At 35.1% G+C, this 22264-nt stretch carries 17 protein-coding genes and 1 pseudogene; 4 read left to right on the top strand and 14 right to left on the bottom strand.

Annotated elements, in window-relative coordinates:
• Nucleotides 1–388: 388 nt before the first annotated feature.
• Both MKY80_RS11425 and MKY80_RS11420 read right to left on the bottom strand, forming a co-directional pair.
• The gene (locus MKY80_RS11425) at nucleotides 389–1102 is read right to left on the bottom strand and encodes an SDR family oxidoreductase (protein WP_008177498.1); all 714 of its coding nucleotides are present in this window, start codon (nucleotides 1100–1102) and stop codon (nucleotides 389–391) included.
• 32 nt (nucleotides 1103–1134) lie between these two features.
• A complete protein-coding gene (locus MKY80_RS11420) occupies nucleotides 1135–1686 on the bottom strand; it encodes an NAD(P)H-dependent oxidoreductase (protein WP_008177500.1) in 552 nt (183 codons plus the stop codon).
• 368 nt (nucleotides 1687–2054) lie between these two features.
• Here MKY80_RS11420 and MKY80_RS11415 point away from each other — a divergent pair, with 368 nt between their 5' ends.
• Nucleotides 2055–2393, top strand: a complete 339-nt coding sequence (locus MKY80_RS11415) for a helix-turn-helix domain-containing protein (protein ID WP_342529218.1) — start codon at nucleotides 2055–2057, stop codon at nucleotides 2391–2393.
• 848 nt (nucleotides 2394–3241) lie between these two features.
• Here MKY80_RS11415 and bluB read toward each other — a convergent pair.
• From bluB to MKY80_RS11370, 9 genes and pseudogenes are all read right to left on the bottom strand, one after another.
• On the bottom strand, nucleotides 3242–3883 hold the full coding sequence (bluB, locus tag MKY80_RS11410) for a 5,6-dimethylbenzimidazole synthase (RefSeq protein WP_090001461.1): 642 nt from the start codon (nucleotides 3881–3883) through the stop codon (nucleotides 3242–3244).
• A 638-nt stretch (nucleotides 3884–4521) separates the two neighbouring features.
• Nucleotides 4522–6828 (bottom strand): glycoside hydrolase, encoded by a 2307-nt coding sequence (locus MKY80_RS11405; protein WP_090001463.1) that lies wholly within the window; start codon nucleotides 6826–6828, stop codon nucleotides 4522–4524.
• Between the two features lie 974 nt (nucleotides 6829–7802).
• Entirely contained in the window at nucleotides 7803–9644 is a 1842-nt protein-coding gene (locus tag MKY80_RS11400; protein ID WP_342532976.1) for an alpha/beta fold hydrolase, read from the bottom strand.
• Between the two features lie 57 nt (nucleotides 9645–9701).
• Complete coding sequence (locus MKY80_RS11395; protein WP_239354587.1) at nucleotides 9702–10268, bottom strand: TetR/AcrR family transcriptional regulator; 567 nt, start codon at nucleotides 10266–10268, stop codon at nucleotides 9702–9704.
• 821 nt (nucleotides 10269–11089) lie between these two features.
• On the bottom strand, nucleotides 11090–12145 hold the full coding sequence (locus MKY80_RS11390) for an ankyrin repeat domain-containing protein (RefSeq protein WP_342532974.1): 1056 nt from the start codon (nucleotides 12143–12145) through the stop codon (nucleotides 11090–11092).
• A 463-nt stretch (nucleotides 12146–12608) separates the two neighbouring features.
• Entirely contained in the window at nucleotides 12609–13964 is a 1356-nt protein-coding gene (locus MKY80_RS11385; RefSeq protein WP_342533037.1) for an NAD(P)-binding domain-containing protein, read from the bottom strand.
• Nucleotides 13965–14254: 290 nt separating this feature from the next.
• A pseudogene (locus tag MKY80_RS11380) lies at nucleotides 14255–14638 on the bottom strand (arsenate reductase).
• An 11-nt stretch (nucleotides 14639–14649) separates the two neighbouring features.
• A complete protein-coding gene (gene arsB / locus MKY80_RS11375) occupies nucleotides 14650–15705 on the bottom strand; it encodes an ACR3 family arsenite efflux transporter (protein WP_008177518.1) in 1056 nt (351 codons plus the stop codon).
• Nucleotides 15698–16024 (bottom strand): metalloregulator ArsR/SmtB family transcription factor, encoded by a 327-nt coding sequence (locus MKY80_RS11370; RefSeq protein ID WP_008177521.1) that lies wholly within the window; start codon nucleotides 16022–16024, stop codon nucleotides 15698–15700. Before MKY80_RS11370 ends, arsB begins: the two co-directional genes overlap by 8 nt.
• A 344-nt stretch (nucleotides 16025–16368) precedes the next feature.
• On the opposite strand from MKY80_RS11370, the gene MKY80_RS11365 reads away from it, so the two are divergent.
• A complete protein-coding gene (locus MKY80_RS11365; RefSeq protein WP_008177524.1) occupies nucleotides 16369–16563 on the top strand; it encodes a hypothetical protein in 195 nt (64 codons plus the stop codon).
• A gap of 694 nt (nucleotides 16564–17257) precedes the next feature.
• On the opposite strand, the gene MKY80_RS11360 is transcribed toward MKY80_RS11365, so the two are convergent.
• The gene (locus tag MKY80_RS11360; RefSeq protein WP_090001475.1) at nucleotides 17258–17833 is read right to left on the bottom strand and encodes a TetR/AcrR family transcriptional regulator; all 576 of its coding nucleotides are present in this window, start codon (nucleotides 17831–17833) and stop codon (nucleotides 17258–17260) included.
• A gap of 94 nt (nucleotides 17834–17927) precedes the next feature.
• On the bottom strand, nucleotides 17928–18938 hold the full coding sequence (locus tag MKY80_RS11355) for a fumarylacetoacetate hydrolase family protein (RefSeq protein ID WP_043990342.1): 1011 nt from the start codon (nucleotides 18936–18938) through the stop codon (nucleotides 17928–17930).
• A 166-nt stretch (nucleotides 18939–19104) separates the two neighbouring features.
• Between MKY80_RS11355 and MKY80_RS11350 the strand changes: the two genes are divergently transcribed.
• Nucleotides 19105–20127 carry an MBL fold metallo-hydrolase gene (locus MKY80_RS11350; protein WP_043990343.1) on the top strand — a complete coding sequence of 341 codons (1023 nt, stop codon included), beginning with the start codon at nucleotides 19105–19107 and terminating at the stop codon, nucleotides 20125–20127.
• Between the two features lie 199 nt (nucleotides 20128–20326).
• Here MKY80_RS11350 and MKY80_RS11345 read toward each other — a convergent pair whose 3' ends face one another.
• Complete coding sequence (locus MKY80_RS11345; RefSeq protein WP_008177533.1) at nucleotides 20327–20611, bottom strand: hypothetical protein; 285 nt, start codon at nucleotides 20609–20611, stop codon at nucleotides 20327–20329.
• Nucleotides 20612–21775: 1164 nt separating this feature from the next.
• Here MKY80_RS11345 and MKY80_RS11340 point away from each other — a divergent pair.
• Nucleotides 21776–21922, top strand: coding sequence for a YrzI family small protein (locus MKY80_RS11340; RefSeq protein WP_008177535.1), 147 nt, complete (start codon nucleotides 21776–21778; stop codon nucleotides 21920–21922).
• Nucleotides 21923–22264 lie beyond the last annotated feature (342 nt).

Below are 22264 nucleotides of genomic sequence, written 5' to 3'. Positions count from 1 at the left end.
AAAGTGGTCTGGCCACTTTTGAATTTGGCTTTATCTTACAAAATAATTATTTGAAAGTAAAGAAAAAACTGCATAAAAATTTATGCAGTTTCTAAAATTCCCTTCAATTTCATATTCTTTTCGTCGTTTGTACATATTTTATTTTCACATGAGGTCTACCAAAGCGCTTTTCAAGCGTTCTCTCAATGTAAAGCAATTCATCATATATCATTTGAAGAAACTCTAAGAACTTTTATGGGATACAGTTCTGGTAGTGAAGCAAATATTACAGTTATTGATTTAAGTGGGATTCCATTTGAAATATTAAGTATTACAGTTTCTTTAGTGTCTCGAATCACGTTTGATTTTGGATATTATTCAAAAAAAGTACTTGGAGTTAATCCAACACCTAAGTTAAAATGTGACCGCCTTCTACATGAAGAACGGTTCCAGTCACGAAACCATTTTGTAGCAAGTATAGTACGCTTTGTGCAACATCTTCAGCTCTTCCTATTCGTTTCACAGGGAGTTTGTTTTCAACTGCATTATAGAAGTTATTACGTGCTTCTTCTGCCATTTTGCTACGGGAAGGTGTATCAATTATTCCAGGTGAAACGATGTTTACTCGGATCGGAGCAAGTTCTAAAGCCAAAGTCTGGCCTAGATTCGAAATAGCCGCATTGACTGCACCTAGAATTGCTGAGCCAACCATAGACTTGTAGGCTACAACCCCAGAGAACAAAGTGATTGAACCGTTTGGTAAAATTTTCGAAGCACCGTATTTCGCTGCATAATATTGTCCCCAGAATTTGTTTTCAAATAGTTTTCGGGCTTGGGCTGTATCCGTTTGGAGGAATGACCCGCCGGATGTTTCTGCCGCGCTTACCACAAGATGATCGAACTGGCCGATCTTTTCAAAGAAAGACTGAACTTGCTGTTCTTGCGTTGTATCTAGAGTATAAGCCGTTGCTCTATCTCCTAGCTGCTCTTTGGCATTCCGTAATTTATCTTCGGAACGGCTGGCAATGATTACTTCTGCCCCATGAGCTATTAGCTGTTTAGCTGATTCCAAACCAATCCCAGAGCTTCCACCGATAATTACAACTTTTTTATCTTTTAACATGTTTTTCTCCCCTTATACGTTTACTTAATAGATTAAAAATTCAATACCTCTTGCAGATGTAAATCAAGTTCAGATACAAACTTTTCAACTTTCGGATTTTTGACTACATCATAACAAGAGAAACTCTTTAAAGGCTTCATTCCGAGAAATTTATGTATACGATGTAAATGACTTAATGCATCTTCTAGGTTGCTCCCTTCAAAAAATTGACTTGGATCGTTAAATGCTTTTTCAGGAGCATTCCAGGTAGTCGAAAACATATATTTCTTTTCAGTCAACAACCCGCCTTTTCCATACTGATCGGCACCCCTAAAAAATAAACCATAAGCATATACTTCATCCATATAGGACTTCAATAAGCCGGGGACACTGAACCAATAGATAGGTGTTTGGTAAATGACAATATCAGCCCATATAAATTTTTGTTGTTCTTCTTCGATTTTATATCCTTTTTGAATAATTGTTGTTTTTACATTGTTTTTTTCACTTAAAAAACTGACCATTTTGTTCATCAATGTTTGGTTTAAATTCCCCTCTGCTGAACTATACTTCTGATGACCGTTAATTATAAGTATATTTTTCATCTTTATCTAGCTCCTTCAATTATATGATTTCTAAAAAAACTGCCTAGCGTGTAGTTGATAACCCTACTGCACTTAAGGTAAAATTCAAATCGTTTGCTTCATCCGGAAGATACTCATGATTATGTCTCAATAGCAAAGCATTGATTTATATAGCAATGAGAGCAAACGGTAGTTTGTTTCGTTGATTTCTTGCAATAATTTTAGTCACCTCCTCAATAAGGGATGAAATTATAAGTACAACGATATTATAAATATAGTAACTTCATTTATGGAAGTAGTGATATTTATTTCATAAAGTTTCTGAAAGTATACTATTGTGATATGATAAGGTGAATTAAACAAAAAAATTTTTCGGGAGGATGTTTCATATGAGTGTTATTGAGCCAGTAATATTAACCAAAGGAGCACCAGATGAGACTTGCCCCATTGCTAAAACGCTCGACGTGATTGGGACTAAATGGACTTTTTTAATTATTCGCGATCTGCTTATAGAAGGAACAATGCGATTCAGTGACCTATTGAAATCAATGAATGGAATTAGCCCGAAAACACTTTCACTCCGTCTTAAGACACTAGAAGATCATGGGATATTGAATAAAAAGGTATTCCCGGAGGTTCCCCCTCGTGTGGAATATACGTTAACAGACAAAGGAAAACAATTGGAAAGTATTTTCATTGAATTAAAGAGATTTGGATTAAATTTATAAAAAATTAAAATAAGTCATTCTTTAAATTTTGGTAAGTTAATTATGAATCATATCAGAGCATTTTTATTTTTAAATCTATTTCTCAGGCTATGAACTAAACAAACTACGCTATCACCGCATATTGATAGTAAAGTAAAGCTATTTTAGCCTTACACCTCCGAATTTTGTTACTTAGGGTCACTCCTATCCCAAGTGACCCTTTTTATTTTTTTCCTTAAAGTGTTCATTAACACTTGTTTAAATTTATTTAAATGAACCTAGGCTGCTTCACTTTTGTCTTTTATTAGATTTTGCAAGATCATAATCAACACCTTTTTTAAATACTTTTTAAAAATTAGAGTATCAAATTTATTACTTGTCGCTACTTTCAATCCTTTAGTAATCTTTTCTGAGTCAATTCAACTATATAAAAAAAGTTATCCATTGGTTCTATATAATGTGTAAAAAGAGTCGAACATACAAATTTGTATGTTCGACTCTTCAAGTATTCCCGTTTTAGAATCTCAATATATATTTTCTTATGAACTTGAATCGTGATTCTTTAACAACAAGCTAAGTTCATCTCTCTTAAAATAATTTTTATGAATATGGGACAAATCTACATTAAACGATAATTAACATTATTTAAACGAATAATCCCCTTTTGAACGATAATTTATAGGAACCATCCAATAACTAGAAAGTTGTGACAAAAGTATTTATATTATGTAAATTAAAATTATTTGACGAGGAGGAGGGCATGGATACGTAAATTACCCATTATAATTGCTTTACAATCTTTAAGGAAGAATTAGCTTTTTTTGTGTTCCAAAACTACCCATAACGCACCCTGATAGATTAATAAGTTTTTAGTTTTGTCCCCATTTATTTTCAAAAATAAGATGTTCTAAAGAACGCCTTTTTTCCCAATTAGCTAACTCTAAAATGGGTTTTTCTGGGTAATTTTCAGTATAACCGATTGATATAAGAGCAATGGGATCGATGTGTGGTGGTATTTCTAAAATGTCTCTAATATCATTCTTTTTATAAAAACTTACCCACCCCATTCCAAGTCCTTCAGCACAAGCAGCTAACCACATATTTTGAATAGCACAAGCTGTTGATAATATATCTGTTTCAGGAATGGAATTTCGTCCTAATACATGGGAACCTCCTCTTGTAGGGTCACATGTAACACAAATAGTTATAGGAGCTTCTTTTAAACCCTCAATTTTTAAATCAAGGAATTTCATTTTTTTCTCCCCATCATAATGAACAGCTAATGCTCTGCTTTCTTTTTCTGCTGCCCAAGCCAATTTTTCTTTAATTTCGTCCGTGGAAATCAAAATAAAGTTCCAAGGTTGCATAAATCCTACTGAAGGTGCATGATGAGCTGCATTTAATATTCTTAGTATAATGTTTTCAGGGATAGGAGTTGATAAAAAACTTCGAATATCTCTCCTATTATAAATAACTTTATAAATAGACTCTCTTTCTTCATTAGAAAACATAAATTTCTCCCCTTTTCTTTACAAAAATATTTATTTTTAATATTAACTAATTTTTCATTATTCTGCCACGTAAGTTGAAGTGAAAATACACCAAAAAGCGTGGTTTGGGTATGTTTGTCCTTAACGTTGTATCCGCATAAATCTGACTCCACCTCTTCTTAATTCGGATTAACATTCGTCAAATCGATTACCACATTTCCTTTCAGTTTCATATATGGATAATGGCATCATTAATAATAGACCGGTTTAAAGACACCCTTTGCAGATTTCACAATTGCCTTTGGCTGCTGAATTGATAGTCGTTCTAATAGCCAACGAAGCTCTTGCTGTGAGAAAGTTCATACTTCAGCGTTTCTTCTACAACATAAACAAAAATACCCTCTAAGATGACCTCTTTGAAAGTGTCTATCTTATAGGGTACTTTTTAAAACGTAAACTTCACCTTTTTTCTAATACTTTTACGCTAACTGCAGCATACGTAAATATTACTTTTTTAATCCTTTTTTCAATGAACCCCCACAATGGATAAGCTACTTCTATGTCTTCTTGTAAACTTATTCCTTAGCGTTCAGATTTAGCCTCTCTGAAGATTATCTCAAGGAAAATTATTAGCAGTTATACTATTGCGAATTTCACGCTTATTTTTCCGGTGAATAGATAGTATTACTATTTCCATCAATAATTAACACCGATTTTCCAGGTATTGTCTTGCCTTGATAGTTAAATTCATCTTCTGAAAAATTTGCGACTACTCTTAATGCTTCACCATATTCAGTCATTTGAACGAGTCTATCATCTGATATAATTTTAAAATCTGTCATTTCTTTCGTTATTGCTTTTTTGCTAAAATATGACCATACCCTTGAATGCCTTACAATTGTTTCTTTATGTTTTTCCCACTCGTGTTTATCTATATGATATAAAGGAGGAACATTATAAAGTATCTCATACAACATTCTATTTGTTATTTCGTCTTTAAATTTTAAGGTTCCCCATCCCCACCAATGAGTTGTGATCACTGAATCGTTGTAAACCAACTTATACAATGGAATCGTGTAGTTTGAATCCAAAAATAACTTCTTGTACTTATCCTTTAGTGGTATTTGTTTAGAAAACATTTCGGGAACTCCACCATTACTCGAATAGTATCTCCCTACGTAATACTCACTTTGTTTGTTTTTTGCCATATCCTCGTCCATCCAAGAAAATGATGGCGTTTCTATTCCATGTGCAAAGGCAATAGATTTGCTAGCAAAATCATTTCCGCCCTCAGTGCCTACTACCATATCCCATTCTTTTTGCAGATACTCCATTCTCTTAATCCTAGCCTGGATATCTTCCTTTTCAGTAGTAATATGTTCTGGCGAATAGTCATCGAAGATTTCTCCAGTGCCATCTGTGTCTAAAAACCATGAGTTAAATGCTAAGCCGGTATTTAAAATCGAAGTTACTCTTTCTTTTACACTAGGCATTGCAAGCGTCGGATTCAACTTTCTACCTGCACCTTGGAATCCTTCAATCTTTTCTCCATTTTTATTTGTTACAGTTGCATTCTCGTAAAGTGAAGCATCCTTAAACTTAGCAGTTTCCCACTTCTCTTTACCTGGTTCATGGATAGAATGATATGAATCATAGGTACCAAATAGAAAGCCGAATTCTTCTGCATCTTTTACTAACTCAGGTTTAATGAATCCTTCCTGCCAATCATCCAAGCCGATCCACATATGTTCTAGCCCAGAATCCTTCATGTCCTTTATCACATCTACAGTATTAGCATCTGCCCACTTCTTTATTGGGTCAACTACATCTCCAAGTATGCTTTTTAATAATCTCTTATTTAGGTCAATTAATTCAACGGGATTTAATTTTTCTATTCCTTTGTTTAACAGCCTCTGAGTATCTTTATCTGTTTCAGTAAATACTTCCGGATTATAGAATTCATTTAGTTGCATTACTGCACTTAAGGATTTTATTATTCTTTTCTTATTGTATTTATCTACATAATCTAAGCTTTTTAAATCTTCAAAAGCTGATGAAAGCTCTGATCCATCCTCAACATTAGTAGTTAATAGCCCCTGAATCCATAATTTCAGTTTTTCGGGAAAAATGTCTCTCAGCTTTGCCCATTTAATATTTTCTTCTGAAATCACAGTTCTGTCCCAAAAATAAGCATGAGGTGCTCCATAAAGCTTTTCGATATTACTATTTTCTTTAGCCTTATCCGCCAAGCTTTTGAAGTCCCCCTGTTCAATTAAATAATTTTTATAGGTTTTTGCAACATCTACTGGATTTTTTTTCGTTAAATATATTCTGAAACCATATTCCTTCTCTTTATTAATAGTTGGAAACTCATGATTAAAAGTAAACTCAATATCGTTTTCTGTATGATAAACAATTTCACTATTATAAGGGTTTTTAATTATATATACTAGTGAATACCCACTTTTATCAACTGCAAAAAATTGCATAGATAAAGCCTCAATTACCTTCATTTTTTCTTCACTTAAGTAATTTTTCCAAATTGAATCATTGCTTGGAATATACTTCCCTTGATTAAATGGGAGCATATATCCGTCACCTTTCACTTTTGGCCATGCAAACATGTTGTCTTCATCCTTGCTGGATTTTATGGTTACATCAACATACTTATCTTTTTTTTCGATATCCACCTTAATTCCCTGTTCTGAATAGGTCCAGCTAATGTTATCTCCACTGTCTTTTAAATTTGAAACTTTCATTTTCCCCAATGGTTCAGATAATTTCTCAGTAATTCCATTGGATTCCACCTCAAGCGCAAGTGTCTCAGGATCCACACTAAAGTTAAAGTCTAAATTATTTATTTGTGGCTTACTCTCTATACCTGTATTAATTTTTTCTTTCTTACATCCCGTAAGAACGCTTGTTAATATTGCAGCAATTAACATGATTGATAGAATTTTTTTCATGTAACACACCTCCATACCAAGTGTAATATCGGTTTGTTACACGAATGTCACAAAAAAAATCTACCTTATTATTTTTTAATTCAAATCCTTAGTAGCAAGCTCCTTATTAGAAATCTCGTCAATCAGATTTTGGTTGACCGTCACATCTTCCCTCATTCAGGGTCAGTTTAACTCAGTGACCCCTTTTATAATTTCTATTCTCAGATAAAGAATAAAGACCCAGTTCCAAAATCCACTTCAATTATTTCCGCTATGAAAAAATATTGATTGCCATTAAATTTAACTTCTGCGTTACAATCCTTGACCCTTATTACCTTTACACCTAACTCTTCTAGCGCTTCTCTGCTGCATCTGTTGGCTTAGATTAGATTATTGTCTGACAATTGGAAGTGCAATTAATTGTTACGATGAATATTTTATTCGTCTTAAGGAGGATCTAGATTAAACGATAATTAGTTTATTTAAACGAATAATTCCCTTTTGAACGAAAAATTATAGGAAGCTTTTAATAATAAGAAAGTAGTGACCAAGGTATTTATATTATGTAAACTAAAATTATTTGGCGTGGAGGAAGGCTTGGATACGAAAAGTTTCCATCTCAGCTGTATATGGACTTCCTGACACCCTCTCGTATATCTTGATTTATTTTCATTTTAGATAAGAACATCCATACACACCAAAAAATTAAGTATAGTCTTACCATAAAAATCCATTAAAATTAGGCGATTTTCACACATTTAAAGTCTATATTATTTAGACAGAATCCAAGACACCTAGTTAATCCTAGGTGTCTTTATTAATTTTATTTTTTGTTCCTGATTACTATTAAACTATTGGATGTTACTTAAATTAATTGACGTTCTTTTTCTTAAATGTCAGATAGTTTCGGACACTTGAGACAAGATCTCATCTTTTTTTTGCACGATCTTACTCCACGCTTTTTATTTGTCCCACACTCTCATTTGCTAGTACTACTATTTTATTACCAAATTAGCTGTTTCACTCGGATGGTTAAGAGGAAAATGATGACCATATGGGACAAAATCAACCTTACCCAGGTGCGAAGGAGCAGAATAGCCTCTGTCATAATTCCCCCAAATAATGCGAAGATTATACTTTGTTACTTCATTGAAATCAGCCTGAACGTTTTTCAAAAGTAAACTATTAAGCTGAACCGTAGTATTTAAAATTCTAGGAGAAGTAAAACTTTTACTTATTTTTTCAATATAATGTTTAGGGATACTCTCCGTATTTTCAAATAAACCATTACTTAATAAATAACGCTCTATCAAATTAGTAGTAGCCAATTTCAATGTCCATTTGTTCATAAATTGAGGAAAATTTATCGAGTTAGCATTTTTTTTAGCAACAGGTGGCTGAAGTAAAGTAATTGTATACTTCTTATCTATGTACTTTTGTATTAATGCTTCCAAAAGAATATACGCACCAAATGAATGGCCAATTAGATGGGCACCATTAGTAGCTTTCTCCAATAACTTTTTCACTACATTCAAATAGATATTTAAAAGATTTTTCTCTCGTTTAAAAGGAGAACGTCCCAAACCTGGAAGGTCCATGATCCATACAGGTCGACCCGTTTTTTCATGAAGCTCTTTCCCTAAAGGAAATAAATCCTCTCCATCACTTAATAAACCATGTAATAAAATAAACGGTTTACCCTCTCCTTGTGATTGGTAAATGGTAGTATTATTACATAATGTTCGTTTAAATAATTGACTGTCCTGACCATTTTTATACATCATGCGATAATCCAGATCAGCTACTACGGCTGGAACAAATTTCATTACATTTGTCTCCTTAAACCAATCTTCTCCCATAATCTTTTTCGCTGAACCATTTGAAAAAGTTCGATTTGTAATAAAGTTCAGCCCATCAGCAGGAATTTGGGTTATTTTGCTTACGCCACTATTCATAAGTGCTTTCATAAATGGCAATGGGGCAGAAATTTTAGGTGCAGTCATATTCATACTTTCTGACATAGCATCTAATAATTCTGAAATATTTTGATCTTGTTCTTTATCTTCAACAAGTGTATATGTTTGTATAGTTGGTTGCTCCAATCTGAAAACCTGCACAATAAACTTTGCTAGTTCATCGTTTGCAATAAGTGGTAATCTATATTCCTTACCTCCAGGAATCACTGGCATGAGCCCTTTTCGCATACTCATCACAAGCAAGCCTAAGCCTCCTGTTTGCTCCGTACTCCCTGTTTTACTACTACCAACTACAGTTGGTGGATTAATTACTGAAAGCGGATAACCTACTGTTGATGCCTGCTGACGGATATAAAGATCTGCTAAAAACTTTGTTTTCTCATATGGATTTTTTATTTTCAAAAAATTGTTTCCTTCTTTAAACACATCTATCGCAATCTTGCTATTTTTATCATCAAAGGGACTCATATAGCCTACTACATGAATAAATTGTTGCAATCCCTTCAATTGATGAATATTTTTAGCGAATTCACTAATATGTTGGGCACCATTCAAAAATACGGAAGCTGCCTCCTTGCTTGTCGCTTGAATATCCATGGGGCCACCTGCGTGAATAATCACATCCGTTTTCAATACCAACTCCTTATCTTCAGCACTTAGACCTAAGTCTATTTTCGTCAAATCACCTTCAATAAAGTGCATAACTCCCTCTTTTAAGATGCCTTTTTCTTGAAAAATGCGTGTTGCTTTACTTTTCGATCTCACTAATAGAAGAATTGTAACATGCTCTTCTTTGGCTAATTCCTTCACTAATTGCTTTCCAATAAAGCCTGTTCCACCTGTTAAAAATACTGTTCTCATATAAATCCTCCTTTTAGTACTATTCAGTACTAATTTGATGTAAAAAAAATGCTTCTTTTATCGAAGCAAGTTAAAAAAATGATCTGCTGTTTTCATGATTACAGTTGCATCCTTCAGTGTCTCTGAAATAAATAGCGCTCCTTCAAGATTTGTAATAAAAAGAGATGCAACCTCGTCAATATTAATTGTCTTTCTAAATTCACCATTCTCTACTCCTTGTTTAAGTAATAGAGAAACTTTCGTTTGTAATCCTATAAAGAAAAGACCTATTTTTTCTTTTACTTTTGTGGCATTTGTAGGGCTTTGAATATAAAGCGTAATAAATGGACAGCTCCCCTTATATTCTCTCGTCTGAACTCCTTGTGATAATTGCTTTAAAAACAGTTGGATACGATCTTCAACTAATAATTGGTTTTGCGATAGTAAATCATCAATTGCAGATTGATACATTTCAATCCAATAATCAACGACCCCTTCTAACAATTCTTCCTTATTAGAGAAGTGATAATACACATTAGACTTTGAAACTTTACTTACACGAACTAATTCATCCATGCTTGTATAAGCAAACCCTTTTTCTAAAAATAATGTTGCAGCTACTTCAATCACACGTTTTTGATTCATTAATTTTACCTTTGTCATAATTAGTACTGTACAGTACTATAATAGGTGTTGCAAGTATTTTTGTTAGTTTAATAAAAAAATTGATCAAAAAAGCTATACTTTAATTGATTTTACTGCTAAAAATTAATCTCATTTTGAACAAAGTTGAACTGAACCCCAAAACTGTTTGGGATTGCTTGCAATTCTTTACTTGGGTTTTAACGCTAGGTTCATATATTTTTGAAATGTAACTACAGAACTATTCTCTAGTGGTCTTTATTATCAGCATAACGAAATAATGAGAAAAATGTTAAGCTCCGAAGAGAGGTTGCTCTTGACGTTATGTAACATACCGAGATTCAATATGTACCCTTGCCCATCTCGATCGCTCTCTCAGCACATAATATTTTACATAATACAGGATGAATACCTCATTGATTTTCTACAACTATAGACTTCAGCTTTTCCTTATACCTACAATATTTGTATGTATTAAATAACTCATATATAATACTATCCGTATTTCGGTTTCACTTTGTCTTCTGTTAGATTTTGCAAGATCATACTCAACTTATTATCGATATTTAAATTTGATGTAGCTACCAACTAATTTGACTAAACCATCCACAAAATAATTTCATGATAATAAAAAGTTGAAAGGAGAAATACTCCATATCAACTTTTTATCCTTTGTTAAGATATAGTATCAAAAAAGGCAGGTCTCTCACCTACCCACTTATGTTGCAACACTTACGGCATACTATCCCCTTTTCTTAGCGTTGAGTGCTTAGAAAAGGGGATGGTATTGTTTATAAAAATGCTTATTGGATTCATTAATTATGTTAGCGCTTATATTCGGGCTGTTCTAAAATAATCGGATTCGGATTGTTAAGTACCCATTGCACTGCCAACTCGCATAGTCTCGCAGGTTCCTCACCTCCATCACCATTGTGAAGCTCTTTCACTAAAATGATAGACTCCTGAAGTTCAGCAGGATGTAATGGGGTACCTAAGCTAATGTAATGGTTCAAACTTTTGAGCATTTTACGAAAATCATTATCCCAGTTGATGCCGCCGTTATCTAAAATTTCGTATGAGACTTTACCAGTAATACGAATAACCTCTCCTTGTACAGTTTGCGCATGTCCTTGCGAAGGAATTAGTAAATCCCAAAGTTCATTATGTTGAGCCTGCCAGCCCTTTGTACATACTGTTATTGGAGACGTACCATCATGCGTTTTTCGCTTCTCTACTGGTGGAACATCAAATAGCTTATAAAGACGGGAAAGTGCCTCATCCGTTTCGTTCAAATATTCTTTATTAAAACCTTCTCTGTGAAATTCAAAGTCTTTCCCAATTCGCTTAATAGAATTTTTCATTTCCGGCGTTACAGCTATACCTGCGCTCAGAAAAATCTCAGATACTTTCACTAGATCAACAATATTTATATTTCTACATACTGCTAAAGCTTTGTCCAAAGGGGTCTCATTCATCATATTTACCGCGCTTATATTTGCTCCTTTAGAAACCAATGTGCGCACCGCATTTGGTTTAAAAAAAGAGGCCGCAGCAAATAAAGGTGTTTCGTTTTGATAATCCAAGGCTTCTATATCTGCATCTAACTCAAGAAGTAATTCAATATTCCCCCGCCAGCTTATTGCTTGATTATGTAAAGCCGATCTTTTGTAATTGTCTCTCGCATTTATATTTGCCCCCTGTTCCACGAGCCAGCGAACCAATTCATCCGGTACATTGAAAAAGCTTAAGGCTGTTGTTTTACTATAACCACCATTTGCATCTAGCTCGCACTTTGTAAATACCTCTTGTAATGCCGTAATATCACCTGCTTCAATTAGTTCATTAAAATTTTTAGGTAACGTTTTTCTCTTCCTTGCCATATGTATTTTCGCTCCTTACATTAGATTTTTGAATATAGTTCATCACTTCATTTACCAAATATATACCAATCTGTATTTTACCATGTTTTAATTTCTTTGCTAAGAGAGTTTGCAGTTAATTAAGAAAAGAGGTTATACTATGCAACTGTTTTGGGAAAATGACTATAAAGAAAATGGATATTACGTTTTTGGTAATCCAAGCATTGAAGTGATCGAGCAAACAAAACAATTACCTCTCAAAATCTTTTTCTTTATGTAGCTACCAACTAATTTGACTAAACTATCCCACAAAATCATTTCATGATAATAAAAAAGTTGATAAGGAGGAATATTCCAAATCAATTTTTTATCCTTTGTAAACTACCCATGAGTTGTTGTTGTATATGGACAAGAACTGTGTGTCCATCCCATTTCTCTCCTTAGTTTTTAAAAGGACTGCTAGCTTTCGCTAACAGTCAAATTTTTAACAACATGAATTGGTTTGATTGGCAAGATTTATACCGCATACACCTGTTTCAGGTAATTCCAATTCCACACGTTTTGACGCTTCTTCATCATCAGATAAATAAGCCGTTATTGAACGAACTTGTTCGTAGCCAGTTGCCATTAAAAATGTTGGTGCGCGTCCATAGCTTTTAGCTCCGACTATATAGAAGTTCTTTTCTGGTTGGCGTAGAATCTCTTCTCCATGCGCTCTTACTGTGCCACAACTATGCACATTTGGATCAATTAATGGCGCTAATGCATGCACACTTTCAGTTGCTGAATCAATCGAAAGGCGTAATTCACTGTTAATTGATAGGTCTGGTCTATTTCCCGCATTTACAATAAGCTCATCAAAACCTGTTAATACTTTTTGTTCTCCGTTTATAATACCTACAATATGAATGTTCTCATCTTTCTTCACCTGTGAGATATAGAAAGGTGTTATTACTTCAACCTTACCAGTATCTACTAATTCGTGAATGTGAACACCGAGTGCGCCACGTGCTGCTAATGCATCTTTTTCTTCGCCACCATAAGCTTCTTCAACAGATTTTTTACGCATAATCCACACTAGCTTTGTTGCAGGATTCTCTTCTTGTAATTCCGCAAGTGCCAATAAGGTATTAATAGCCGAATGGCCACCACCAATAACTGCAATTTTCTTATTGGCATATCGCTTAGTATTCATATTTATGTCTGGGATACCATACTGAATGTGATTTGCTAATGCTTTTTCATTTTGGAGCCATATACCTGTAGAATTTGCTGGGTTGGGATTTCCCCATGTACCCGTCGCATCAATAATAGCTCTCGCCTCAATCACACGGATGTCATTCTCTTGTTCAATATAAATAATAAAGGACTGTTCTACACGATTTTTTGTCTTCATCTTATCATTCAATTGTCGTGAAATCCCTACCACTTTTGAGTTCAACTGAATGTGAGGCTTTATTTGCATTAGATTAGACAATGGTTTTAAATATAGATCAATTAATTCATGTCCTGTCGGTAACGTATCTAAATTAGGTTCTTCCCAATAGGAGGTATCTAATAAAGCCTTAGCAGCTTTATTGATGTTATATCGCCATGGTGAAAATAATGTAACATGCCCCCAAGTATGAATATTGTGCGCTACTTCATGCCCAGCTTCTAATAAAATAAAGGCTTGCTTGTGTTCCACTAAATGAGCAGCTGCAGCTAATCCAATGGGGCCTGCGCCCATTATGACAATCGGTAAATTCTTATTAGGGTTATTAATACTCTCCTGTACTTTAATTTCCTTAGTAGTAGGACAACAAGATTCATTTTGGTTGATTATTTTTAGTGTTTTCATCATTCACTTCTCCACTTTTATCTTTATATAAGCATTTCCTTATATAAAATGTATTTTTTACGTCTAGCAGGTAGCTAGACGTTTAATCTTTGCATGTAATTAACACATTTCAATTTCACATATTATTTGATCATTTTTTCTAGCATTTTCAAATTGCAATCATATCCAAATCCCGAAACGATCCATCTCTCCTTTATAGAAGAAATAAAAAGCAAACTCTTTAGCCTGATTTAATGAGTATCTTGAGTTAATATGTCTAGTATGATTTACTGTCATTTTTAATCCTCCATTCAATGGTCTGAATAATTTCTAACAGACAGTATTACTGGTACAAATTGCTCATTTCGTTTGCCTATTACATCAGGTGCATTTTGAAATACAGTCGATTTTTCTTCGTCTGTACCAGTTGCTTTCGTTTGATCTTCGAACCCCGCATAAGGTAACTACTAGTGTGGTTTTGTTTAATATCTCAAAATCAATTAAATCTGATGTATGATTTAAAGTATCAATTTCTACCTCTGCCATTACTTTAATGGCATTCGTATTTACTCCATGCGCTTCTATGCCTGCACTTTTAACTGTCCATTTTGTAGGTATTAATTTATTTGCCTATCCTTTAGCCACCTGACTACTGTATGAGTTCCAGTACACAAGAAGTAAAGTGTGTGTGTCATAATATAGTTCCCTATTTAATAGTTTTAAAGTATTTTTTCTGCCAACGTAAGGCAACCCATACAAGTCCTATGAGTACAGGTACTTCTACAAGTGGACCAATAACAGCAGCGAATGCTACTCCACTATGCAGGCCAAACACCCCAACTGACACAGCAATCGCTAGTTCAAAGTTGTTACTTGCAGCTGTAAAAGAAAGAGCTGCTGTGACAGGATAAGATGCACCTGCTTTACGAGAAGAGAAGAATGAAACAGCAAACATCACCACAAAGTAAATAAATAATGGGATCGCAATTCGGACCACATCAAGTGGTAGTTCAACTAATTGCTCACCTTTTAAAGCAAACATCATCACAATCGTGAACAACAGTGCAATTAGAGTCAGTGGTGAAATCTTCGGTAAGAACTTTTCCTCATACCATTGTTTACCTTTGGCTTTAATCCCTATCCAACGTGTGAGAAATCCTGCAGCAAAAGGTATACCTAAGAAAATAAGTACGCTCTTTGTAATTTCCCACATTGAAATGGATACATGGAAATTCTCTAAACCAAACCAACCCGGTAATACATTTAAGAAAAAGTATGCAAAGATCGAATACGTCACGATTTGAAAGATGGAGTTAAAGGCAACTAACCCAGCTACATATTCCCTGTCCCCACGCGCTAAATCATTCCACACAATCACCATGGCAATACATCGAGCTAAACCGATCATAATGAGCCCAGCCATGTATTCAGGATAATCGTGCAGAAAGATGATAGCTAAAAAGAACATTAAGAACGGACCGAGTAACCAGTTTTGAAAAAGGGATAGCAAAAGCACTTTCCAATCCTTAAACACTCGCCACATTTCTTCATACTTTACTTTCGCTAATGGTGGGTACATCATAACAATTAACCCTATAGCAATCGGTATGGACGTTGTGCCAATAGACATGGACTCTAATGCTTCACCAATATTGGGCATCGAAATACTTAATAAGACGCCTATTCCCATTGCAACAAATATCCAAAGTGTAAGGTAACGATCTAGAAAAGAAAGTTGTTTGGTTAAAGACTCATTACTCATTATCAGTTCCCCCTACATGGCAGCAATCTGTCCCACAGTTGCACCAATTTAAAGGTTGAATTTGTTCTAAAACACCCTCCATCAGTGGTGTTTGATCCTCTACTAAACGGTAATGTTTCCAAGTCCCTACTTTTCGTTCCGTAATAATGCCTGCCTCCTTCAATTTTCGTAGATGTTGACTAACTGCTGGTTGCGATATTCCTAGCACATCCACAAAATCACATACACATACCTCCCCATTTTTCATGCATGCAAGTAATTTAATACGATTTAAATCAGCTGCTGCTTTTAGTTGTTTTTCAATTAGTGTGTTTTCCATTTATCTGCACTCCTTATATAATCATTTGCTTATATATTGATTTAAATAAATCACCTCGTTAAAGAAAGGTGATTTGATACATATATAACTATATGCTTATATTATGATTTAATGTTTTGAATTGCAACAGATATTTACCCAATTTGAAAATTTCTTTTTCAACCATTTAGATTTCCCCTTTACACCCTTGAATTACCGAAATATCCCATATTAATTATTCCATTAAACTGCACCGTTAGTAAAAAAGCGTCTTCACTTGTTGTAAGTTAAAGGGGAAAGTTTCACAAATAATAAAAAATAGATTATACTGGACTAAATAACATATTCAAAAAGGAGCATTTCCTATGACCGAGAATAATCAAACTGAAGTACCCCAAAAAAAGATCAGCCTGCAAGAGGCAGTGAAACAGCAGCTTGAAAACAAAAAGAACCGTTCCTCTGCTAATCAAGGAAAAATGAATCACGACCTTTCAACAAAAAAAATGAAAAGCCAGCAAACGAAAAAAACAAGCAATACCCGTAGAAAAATGGGTGTCTAATATACGGACAATATCGGAAAGACATATAACAGGAAAAGCTGTTAATATTGTTAAAAAAGGTTGGAAAAAGGGACAATTACCAGAGATATCATTTAAGATATTTTTAACAAATCAGGCACCCTTCCCCACGGTATTAAAGTTAGGCTAACAGATGGACAGGTTGGACGCATACAGGAAATCCACTCTAAATAAAAGAAGTGAAAAAGCATTCAAGGGTAAACTGTTCCCTGTATGCTTTTTCACTTCTTTAATTCTTTTCATTTTATAACTGATGTAGCTATATACCACGGTAGTTTAAGTGCAACACCTCACAAACTCTTCACTATAACCATTTTCGTAAAATAGGTTACTCCATTAATTGGCCCTTTTGTTGAATAAATAACTTTAATAATTTTTATGATTTTATTGTTACTTAACACATTCACCTCATTTCTACAATGAAACTAACTATCGACGTTGAATTGATATGGTGCATTTCCCTGTTTTTCAACCAAAGAAGTTAAAATTTGTCTTATGAGTTTTTATAATGTAAATATATTTCGACTTCAGAAAATTCTTTAATACATTAGATAATTAAAATATTATACCTATTGAATTTTAATAATTTCACTTAATTGGAATATACCTTTTTTTATTTCATCGAGTGAAGCATACCCATAAGAGATTCGTATAAACTGCTACAGGTTTTTTATGACTAAGACAATATAGCTTTTACGAACGATGAGACAATGTACTTATAGAACTCTTCCTCGGTGACGAATTGAGACTGATATTGCTGGTGAATCAGCTCGCTCATCTGAAAGCCGTAGCACGTCGAGAGAAAAGACATGGCGGCAAGGCGCGCATCCTGACTCGGTATGACTTTTTTCCTCTGTAGTCGTTCGAAATATTCAACCAGCAAAGAGTGCAGCTTCACCGGCGGCTCAGCCAGCACTCTGTCTAATTCAGGAAATATTCCTTTTTCGCGTATGCCAATCAAAATAATATCCGTATTTTTATGGAAAAACAAGCGGTACTGCTGGCTTACATTCAGCAGATCAACTTCCGGATTATCGGTCGCTTCCTCCATTAGAAGCTTCTCAAATTGCGGGATATCCGAATGCCTTTCAATGATGGCTTCCAGTATGCCTTGCTTGCTTCCAAAATTCCGGAAAATTGTAGATTCATTGACTGTAGCTTCCGCTGCAATGGCTTTAGTGCTTACTCCCCGATAGCCATTCTTTTTTATGAGCCGTGTCGCGGCTTCGATAATTCTGTCTGAAGTATGCATTGTATTACTCCTTTTGCATATGTTAAATCTTATTATACAACAAGTTATTCATACACAATAGGTTCGGGGGTTCATCATCTTCGTAAACGTTTATTTAAGGTAAATCACTTCTTCTTTCCCAGCGACTTGCTTCCGTAATCTTGACATTATCAGGCACCAATTGCGTGAGCGTTCCTAATTTATCGAACGTAATCCGGATTCGGTCAGAGGGCAACAGCCATTGCTCGGTCTCGATTGCGCAGCAATCCGGTATCGTCCCCATTCCTATAATCGTGCCCGGGAGCGGCGTGAAAACTTTGAGAACCTCCTCCATCACCTTCGCAGGGTGCGCGGAATACTCGGATGTGCTTCCCTTCCAGTGCAGTCTCTCTCCGATTCGTACATCCACATCCAGTGCCAGCGGGTTATCGATTTCATCCGGTGTAACCAGAAATGGTCCTATTCCTTTGCTGTTATCAAAATCTTTGCACCGCGTTGGTCCGGTCAACGCCTGAAAATCTGGCCACTGCACATCGCGAGCAGTACTGTCGTTAAAAATTACATAACCAGCAATACAGTTCCCCTTCCCTGTAACAAAGGCCAGCTCCGGTTCGATATCCAGATAAGAAGAATACGAAGGCCAATGGATTGTAGCCCCATCTCCAATCAATGCATTATGGTTACATTTGTAATAACTGAAGGTTACTTTATTCGGTTCTTGCTGGAATTTTTCCGCAATTTTTTGTATAAACTCTTCTCTTTCCGCTCCTGTGTATTCTCTTTGCAGCAGATTTACGCCAGCGTTTTTCAGATGTCTTGGCGTCAGCCCGAAATCAATAAGTGCAGCCGGTTTCAAAATAGGTGGCAGCAATTTTACTGCTGTAATTGGACAGATTTCATTTTCATTGAATTGATGCAGCTGTCTAACAGCGTATTGCATCAGCTCCTTAGCGGCAGTATGGCTTGCCGGCAAATGTTGTAGATAGCTGTCCATACTTTGTAGACTGTCAACGAATGTCCCCTGCTTTTTCATGATTGCGGCAAAAGACACGACAAATTCCTCGTTAATGACAAGCCCAAAAAAATATTCCTTCGAAGTTTCAGTGTGATAGGTTACCAGTTTCATCTTTGTAGCGCCTCCATCCATGTAGTGTGATGTTGTTCAGTTATTAGCATATTACATTGAGTAAATGCACGCAAGTGCTCGCTTGCTTTTTATTTTCCATTCTCTATAATAAAGATGTAGTCAGTGTGACTAACTCAAAAAAACATATATGCAAAGGAGAATTGTTATGCAGTATAGAAGTATTATCCAAAAACCTCGGGTTAAATTTTTTGAAGTCGCAGATGGCGTCTTTGCTGGTATTTCGCCGTATCGTGGCATTAGTTGGGCCAATGCTGGGTTTATCAACAAAGGTGAAGGCTTGGTGTATGACACGTTCTTTGATCTGTTCCATGCGCAAGAAATGCGAGATGCTTTTAAGGAAGTAAGCAATGGCGGCTCTCCCGCCTATGTAGTGAACTCGCACTATAACAGCGACCATACCTGGGGGAACAAAGTGTTTGAAGAAGCCTGCATTATTATGCACAAGGAAGCGGCCAGGGAGCGTCTTACTGAAAATATTGGCTGGATGGATAACGTCATCAAAAGAGGGAAGAATTCTCCGGAATCGACTCAGGGAGAGCAGTTCTTTGCAGCGGAATTTGAAGGCTTCGACCTGGAGGGCGTAGAATGGGTGCACCCGAATATTGAGATAAAGGACGATATCAACATACGGCTTGGCGATACGGAAGTTATGATTTACAATGTAGCTCCGGCCCACTCTGACAGTGACTTGCTGTTGTGGATGCCAAAAGAAAAAGTGCTGTTCGCTGGCGATGTCGTGTTTAACGGCTGTACGGCATACAGTGAAGAAGGAACCCTCAACTGGATAAAAGTACTTGATCGCATTATTGATGACATTAAACCTGAAATCGTTGTTCCAGGACATGGTGCCATATGTGGCCTGGACTTCGTGAAGGAACAGAGAGACTACCTCTTGAACTTGATAAGCGAGTTCAACAAACATTACAATGACGAGATTGATTCCTTGTCCCTGACTAAGGAAATCGATATTTCTCGCTTCCTTCATTGGATTCAGCCAGAACGTTTGTATGTTACGGTGGATATTCTCTTAAAAAGTAAACGCGGGTTGCCATCCCTTCCAAATTGGAACGAGGTTCCTACCAAACTGGAAGACATGAAAGCTTTTTTATCCGGGAAATATGGCGATCGAATCAAGCCATGGGACCCTATGAGCGTGTGGCAAGAATAGAGTATGCATCCTCCTAAATACGTATGAATATCCATCAGAATAATTTGTGGCTTTAGTAGAAAACTTAATTAGAAAATCTCATAAATCCCATATTCCATGATAAATTAAAAGACTCTCTTCTGAAAATTAGTTCACCAAAAGAGAGTCTTATTAAGCAATATCTAAGTTGTTCAACAATTGCGCCCGTTGTTGAACAACTTTATCTACTAGATGTCCAAATTCTATACATATCTTTACCGTCTACCTCAATCTTATCTCTATGCATTGTAACATTTACATTTGTGTATCCCGCCCATTGTGGTATTAGTTTCGTTAAACAATCAATTACCTTTACATCAGGAGTTGCATAACCAATATTTTCTTTTCTCAAAAAACCGTTGGAGAAATCTTGATATAATGAGTCCGTCCATTCATAAACTTCAAACTGAGAGTCAAAAATCCGTTCATCTTCTTGATATTGTCCGTTAACCCAGTATACTTCCATAATAATGCTCCTCCTAATGAATGTAGCGTTCAATAACAGTAATAAAGACACTTACCTAGTATTCCGTTTTTATTGTATTTGCTAGAATATTTACAATAATTTTTTATATTGTTATATATGCTTCGTATAATAAAGAACAAAAGTATCACACAAAGAATAAGGACTATTGTGAGACTTGTTTGGTGAGGTTCATCAAATATAAGCTCTGCAAGTGTGAAACGAATCTCTAACCATTATGAAGTTTGCGGTCCACATTTTTCGGCCAATTCTTCCTGAATAAATTTTTTCAATTTCCGAATTTCCTTAATGTTGCTACCAACTAACTGAAATATAAGGAAAAATACTCCTTGGCAATTTTTTAACCTTTGTCAAAATATAGTCATAACCACTTAAATTGTTCCCACTTTATGAATAAATTTAATAAATATTGGATAAATCTACATTAACGATAATGAGCATTATTTAAACGAATAACCGCCTTTTTTACGATAAATTATAGGAAGCATTCGATTATGTAGTGAATTTGTTTGATTGGCAAGATTTATATTGCATATACTGTTTAGGGTAACTCCAATTCCACTAGTATTGCCGCTTCTTCCATCATCTGATAAATTGAGCTGTGATTAAACGAACTTGTTCGTAGTCCGTTGACATTAAAAATGTTGGTGCGTGTCCATACTTTTAGCTCCGACGATACATATCACTTAGTCTTCTTATTAATGTATGGGATACCCTATTCAATGTGAATTGCTAATGCTTTTTCATTTTGGAGCCATCCCCCAGTAGAATTTGATTTGGATTTCCCCTTATACCTGTCACATCAAAAACGGCTCTCGCTTCAATAATCAGGAAATCTTAGTAAAAGATGTTTACAAACACCTTAAATATAGCTATACTTACAAAGTAAACATAAAATTCTTAAGGAGGTCGAATGAAATGATCCGTATCGTTAAATTGATGTCATTATTAGCCACAACTAAAGTAAAAATGAAAATCACACATTCGACCAGTTCGGAATGGATCGCTTAAGTTTTTTGTAATTTAGCATACCCATACCGCAGGGAGAAGTGTGCCCCTGCGGTATTTTTGTGCCTTTTTTCACCGTAGGGGGAGTCTCTCTACGGTTTTTTCATTTTTCATGGTAATTTAAGGAGGTGATCATAAATGATATTAAACTTTTTTGCTCTCACGATAACTATTACAAAACGTGAGAACTCTCTTGAGAAAGCACTTCATAATGAAAATGCGAAAAAAATCTTTGAAGAGAACCGAAGAAAAGTAGAAAATTATATTCGTCTTCGTCAATATTAATTTTCTTCATTAAAAAACATGAAAGGTGGGAATTGAAATGATTTATATGATCAAAAGACGTCATGCAGTTTTATGGCTGGAGAAAGACACAACCACCAGATGAAGTAATATAAAGAGACAATATAACTATTTAATTTTATAATTTCCGTGAAACTAACCCGTTCTAATCTAGGACGGGTTGCTTCATGAGGTATTTTGCAATTTTTAAGCGATATGTTACACATAGAACTTGATGTAGTTTTAAAAAAATACTAAACTTAATTCCATTAGTCTGCCCTATCGGCTCCATGTTGTTTATTACTATTTCATTTGTAATAAACAAATTTTCCACATAGTAATTGC

The organism is Lysinibacillus sp. FSL R5-0849 (assembly GCF_038595075.1).
Classification (GTDB): Bacteria; Bacillota; Bacilli; order Bacillales_A; family Planococcaceae; genus Lysinibacillus; species Lysinibacillus fusiformis.
This window is presented reverse-complemented; position numbering and strand designations above follow the sequence as displayed.